At 71.2% G+C, this 5,608-nt stretch carries 3 protein-coding genes; 2 read left to right on the top strand and 1 reads right to left on the bottom strand.

The genetic code is table 11. From position 1 onward, the window contains the following. Positions 1–142: 142 nt before the first annotated feature. A complete protein-coding gene (locus ACWCPW_RS51385; protein WP_449768583.1) occupies positions 143–1,297 on the bottom strand; it encodes an acyl-CoA dehydrogenase family protein in 1,155 nt (384 codons plus the stop codon). A 216-nt stretch (positions 1,298–1,513) separates the two neighbouring features. Between ACWCPW_RS51385 and ACWCPW_RS51390 the strand changes: the two genes are divergently transcribed. Both ACWCPW_RS51390 and ACWCPW_RS51395 read left to right on the top strand, forming a co-directional pair. Further along, positions 1,514–3,031, top strand: coding sequence for a class I adenylate-forming enzyme family protein (locus ACWCPW_RS51390; protein WP_449768584.1), 1,518 nt, complete (start codon positions 1,514–1,516; stop codon positions 3,029–3,031). 210 nt (positions 3,032–3,241) lie between these two features. Continuing rightward, on the top strand, positions 3,242–5,437 hold the full coding sequence (locus tag ACWCPW_RS51395) for an acetate--CoA ligase family protein (RefSeq protein WP_449768585.1): 2,196 nt from the start codon (positions 3,242–3,244) through the stop codon (positions 5,435–5,437). Positions 5,438–5,608: the final 171 nt, after the last annotated feature.

Consider the following 5,608-nt stretch of genomic DNA (forward strand, 5'->3'; position numbering starts at 1 on the left):
GTCGCCGGTGAACAGGTGCGGGTGGCCCTTGGGGTCGTCGTACAACAGCGCCACGGGCTGATGATCAGCCCGTCCGGCGCTCGAGGACACATTTCAAGCCCGTCCGGCGTTCGAGGACACCAGGCCGCAGACCGGCTCGCGCCTAGATCCCGGCGAGTTCCGCGATCCGCTCACGCTGCGCGCCCCGGTCACCGAACAGGTGCGCGGAGGTGATGGCCCGCTTCAGGTACAGGTGGCAGTCGTACTCCCAGGTGAAACCGACGCCGCCGTGCAGTTGGATCATCTCCTCGGCGACATGCCGGTACGCGGCGGTCGCCGTCGTCATCGCCAGCGGTGCCATCACCGCCAGTTCGCCGGGCGACGCGAGCCCCGCCGCCTCCGCCTCGCAGGCCGCCCACGCCGCGTAGTACAGCGCCGAACGGGCCGTCTCCACCTCGACGTACAGGTCCGCGCAGCGGTGCTTGATCGCCTGGAACGAGCCGATCGGGCGGCCGAACTGCACGCGCCCCTTGGTGTACTCGACGGTCGCCTCCAGGCAGCGCGCCGCGCCGCCGACCGCCTCGGCCGCCACCGCGATCTCGGCGAGCGCCAGCACCCGCTCCAGCGCCGCGTCGGCGCCGGGGGCGCCCAGCAGCCGGGCGGGGGTGTCCGCGAAGGTCAGCCTGGCCTGCTTGCGGGTCTGGTCCAGGGTCGGCAGCGCCGCCCGGGTCAGCCCCGCGGCGTCCTTGTCCACGGTGAACAGCGCGAGGTCGCCATTGACCCGTGCCGGCACCACGATCAGATCCGCGATCAAGCCGTCGATCACATGCGTCTTGACGCCGTCCAGGCGCCACCCGTCACCATCGGCCCGCGCGGCCGTCTCCACCGCGCGTACGTCCCGCCGCCCCGGCTCGGCCAGCGCGAGCGCGCCGAGCGTGACGCCCGCCGCGATGCCCGGCAGGTACTCCGCCCGCGCGGCCTCGTCGCCCGCGTGCGTGAGCGCGTACGCCGTCAGCACCGACGACGCCAGGAACGGTGAGGGGAAAAGCGAGCGGCCCATCTCCTCCAAGGCCACCACCAACTCGGTGAAGCCGAAGCCGACCCCGCCGTACTCCTCCGGAATCGCGAGACCGGCCAGCCCGGTCTGTTCGCACACGCGCCGCCACACCCCGGCGTCGTAGCCCGTCTCGGTGGCCATCACGGCCCGGACCGCGGGCGAGTCGCTGTGTTTGTCGAACACGTCCCGGAGTGCTCTGCGGATCTCCTGCTGCTCATCGCTGAACTCGACGTCCACGTACCGCAACTCCTTGGCACTCATGTCGTGCGGGTCGGGTCGGTCGCCCGACCCGAGTTCCGGTCGGCCCCATTGACGATCCGGCAGCCCGCGAGCACCAGTATCTGACACACCGTCATACCTTTAGAACATTGCTTTCGTCACACCTCCGAAACGTCGCCTTACCCCGGGCGTGTCGTGTTGTGTGGCATACACCATCCCCACGCCGACTACTTCGTGCGCAGGCCGAAGGGACCCGTTGTGACCGTTCTCGCCCAGGTGCTTCACGAGGCCGCCCGACGCTTTCCCGAGCGGCGGGCCCTCGTGCACGGCGGAAGCGGGTTCACCTACGCGGGGCTGGACGCGGTGACCGACCAGGTCGCCGCGGGGCTGGCCCGGCGCGGCGTCCGGCCGGGTCACCTGGTCGCGCTCGTGCTCCCGTCCGGGCTCGAGTACGTGGTCGCCTACACGGCGCTGGCCCGGCTCGGCGCGATCACCACCGGGGTGGGACCGCGCTACACCCCCGCCGAGCGCGCCGCGATCCTGGCCCGGGCCGCGCCGGATCTGGTGCTGGTCACCGACGACCTGGCCGAGGGCGTCCCGGCCGGCCCCGAACTCGTCCGCTGCGTACCGGCGGCCGACGCGCACCGCGTCTGGGCCGACCTTCGGCTCGACGAGATCCCGCCCGCGCCGCCGGTGACCGGGGACCGGGAGCCGGACCTGCCCGAGACGGTCGTGTTCACCTCGGGCACCACCGGCACGCCCAAGGGCGCGCTGTTCACGTCCCGGCAGATCGCCGCGATCACCGCGATGGACACCGGCGACCGCTGGGGCGAGGGCGGCCCGCAACTGGTCGCCACCGGCCTGCCGCACGTCGGCTTCATGACCAAGTTGGCCGGCTATCTCAAGATGGGCGCGACCCTGCACCTGCTCGGCCGCTGGCGGGCCCAGGACGCGTTGCGCCTGGTCGCCAGGGAAAAGATCCCCTATCTCGGCGGCGTGGCCGCGCAGGTCTCCCTCCTGCTCGGCCGTCCCGAGTTCGACCGCTACGACCTCACCCACGTACGCGGTCTGATCGTCGGCGGCGGGCCGTCCCCCGCCCCGCTCGTGCACGAGGCCCGGACCCGGTTCGGGGCGGGCTACTCGATCCGCTACTCGTCCACCGAATCCGGCGGGCTCGGCACGCTCACCGCGTTCGACGCCCCCGACTCCGAGGCGTTGTTCACGGTCGGCCGCCCCCGACCGGGCACCGAGTTGGAGATCCGCGACCCGCGGACCGGCACCGTCCTGCCGGCCGGCGAGGAGGGACAGATCTGCCTGCGCTCGCCCGCCGTGATGGCGGGCTACTGGCGCGACCCGCGGGCGAGCGCCGCCGCCCTCGACGGCGACGGTCGGCTGCGGACCGGCGATCTCGGCCGGATCGACGAGGCCGGCTGCCTGCGGATCACCGGGCGGATGACCGAGATGTACATCCGCGGCGGATACAACGTGTATCCGCAGGAGGTGGAGGCGGTGCTGCTCGACCATCCCGACGTGGCCTCCGTGGCGGTGGTGCCGCGGCCCAGTCGGGTGATGGGCGAGATCGGTGTCGCGGTCGTGGTGTCACGTGCCGCATCCGAGCCGTCACTGGCCGCGTTGCGAGAGTTCGCGGCCGCACGACTGTCCGCCCACAAGCTCCCCGAGGCGATCCGCATCGTGCCGGCGCTGCCACTGACCGGGATGGACAAAGTGGACCGCAGATCCCTGACGGAACGCGAGAAGTCCTTCGGGGACGTTTAGTAACCGCGCGATGACCAGCAGATATCCGCAACATGTTTGACCAAGTCAGCAAATGTCCAGGTGATCGGACAGATGCGTCGGGACCGGGCCGGTGAGACAGTGGACAGCCCTGACGTCCCATCAGCAAGCTAACTGACTAACCGTCAGCTCGATTCCAGTGTCGATCGGATCTGGCGGCGACGAAAGATCGAAAAAGGGACGGGCGCGATGATGCTTCACGACAGCAGAGGACACCACTTCCCGGGGCACACTCGAACCAGCGTCACCGTGAACGCGGATCCGTCGGCCGAACTCGACGTGACCGGCCGACCACTCGCGCTCCGCCCCGCAGACCTGGACCGCTTCTTCCGACCTCGCACGGTGGCGGTGATCGGCGCCTCGGACACCGAGGGCCGGCCCGGTGCCCGGATCACCGCGCAACTGACCGCGTGGGCCGACCGGGTGGGCGCACGATTGTTCCCGGTGAACCCCAAGCACGAGCGCATCGCCGGCCGACCGTGCCACGCGGACATCTCGGCCGTCCCCGAACCGGTCGATCTGGCCGTCGTCCTGGTCGGCGACCCGGCCGAGGTACTCGAGCAACTGGCGGGCGCCGGCGTGGGATTCGCGGTCGTGTTCGCGTCCGGCTTCGCCGAGGCGGGTGCCGCGGGGGCCGAGGCGCAGGCCCGGCTCGCCCAGCTCACCTCGGGCGGCTCGCTGCGCCTGCTCGGGCCGAACACCAACCTCAACGCGTTCGAGGAGTTCCGCACCGACCTGGAGGGTCCCTCGATCGCGCTGATCACCCAGAGCGGCCACCAGGGCCGACCGGTCTTCGCGGCGCAGGACATCGGCATCCGGGTGTCCCACTGGGCCCCGGTCGGCAACGAGGCCGACCTGGAGATCGCGGACTTCATCCGGCACTTCTCCGACCAGGAGGAGGTCGGCGTGATCGCCGCGTACGTCGAGGGGTTCAAGGACGGCCGCACCTTCGCGCTGGCGGCCGACCACGCGGCCCGTCAGGGCGTACCGGTGGTGGTGGTCAAGGTCGGGCGCACCGAGACCGGCGCGCGGATGGCCCAGTCGCACACCGGCAAGCTGACCGGCGGTGACCGCACCGCCTCGGCGGTGTTCCGGCAGTACGGGGTCACCCGGGTCGACGGCCTCGACGAGCTGATCGACACCTCCCAGCTCTTCGCCCGTACCCGGACCCCGCTCGCGCAGGGGGTCTGCGTGTACTCGATCTCCGGCGGCACCGGCGCGCACATGGCCGACCTCGCCGCCGCCGAGGGCCTGTCGGTGCCTCGGCTGGACCGCTCCACGCAGGAGCGGCTGCACGCGTGGATCCCGCCGTACCTGACCGTGTCCAACCCCGTGGACAACGGTGGACACCCGGCGGGCGACGAGCGTGGCCGCAAGATCATCGACACGATCCTGGCCGACCCCTCGATCGGCGTGCTGGTGTGTCCGATCACCGGCGCGTTCCCGCCGATGAGCGACCGCCTCGCGCAGGACCTGGTGGACGCGGCGGAGGCGACCGACAAGGTGGTCTGCGTGGTCTGGGGTTCGCCGGTGGCGGACGAGGACGCGTACCGCGAGATCCTGCTCAAGTCGAACAAGGTGGTGGTCTTCCGCACCTTCGGCAACTGTGTGCGGGCGCTGCGCGCCTACTTCGACTACCACCGCTTCCGCACCCAGTACTCGTCGCCGTTCGAGGACGTCCCGCGCACCGCGTCGCCGGCCGCCGCGAAGGCCAAGCGGCTGCTGTCCTCCGGCAAGCCGCTGTCCGAGCACTCGGCGAAGCAGTTGCTGCGCACGTACGGGATCCGGGTGCCGCGCGAGCAGCTCGTCACCTCGGCCGCCGCCGCGGTGCGCGCGGCCGGGCTGATCGGCTACCCCGTGGTGATGAAGGCGTGCGGCCCGCAGTTGCCGCACAAGAGCGACCTGGGCCTGGTCAAGCTGAGCCTGCGCTCGGCGAGCCAGGTGCGGGACGCGTACCGCGAGATCACCGACGCGGCCAAGGAGGTGGGCACGGGCCGCCTCGAAGGCGTCCTGGTCTGCCAGCAGGTCGACCGGGGCGTCGAGATGGTCGTCGGCATCTCGCACGACGACCTGTTCGGCCCGACCGTCTCGGTCGGGCTGGGCGGCATCTTCGTCGAGGTCTTCGACGACATCGCGATCGGCGTGCCGCCCTTCGGCGCCTACGAGGTCAAGCGCATGCTCGGCGAACTACGCGGCCTCAAGTGCCTCCAGGGCATGCGCGGCCAGCCCCCCGCCGACCTGGACGCACTCGTCGACGTGGTCATGCGGGTACAGCGCATGGCGCTCGAACTGGGCAGCGAACTGGCCGAGTTGGACATCAACCCGCTGATGGTGATGCCCAGGGGCGGCGGCACGGTAGCCCTGGACGCCCTCGCGGTGGCCCGCTAGGGCCCTGCGGGCCGGGCTTTGCGACGCGGCACCCCCGCGCCCGAGGGGTGGCCTCAAACGCCGGCCGGGCTGCGGGGGGGGTAGGCCCGCCCGCGGGTGGGGTGGGGAGTGCCCCCCGGTTGAAACCATTTAAATTCTCCGTTATTTTTTTTTTCGTGTTATGGTTGTTAA

The organism is Embleya sp. NPDC001921 (assembly GCF_053594475.1).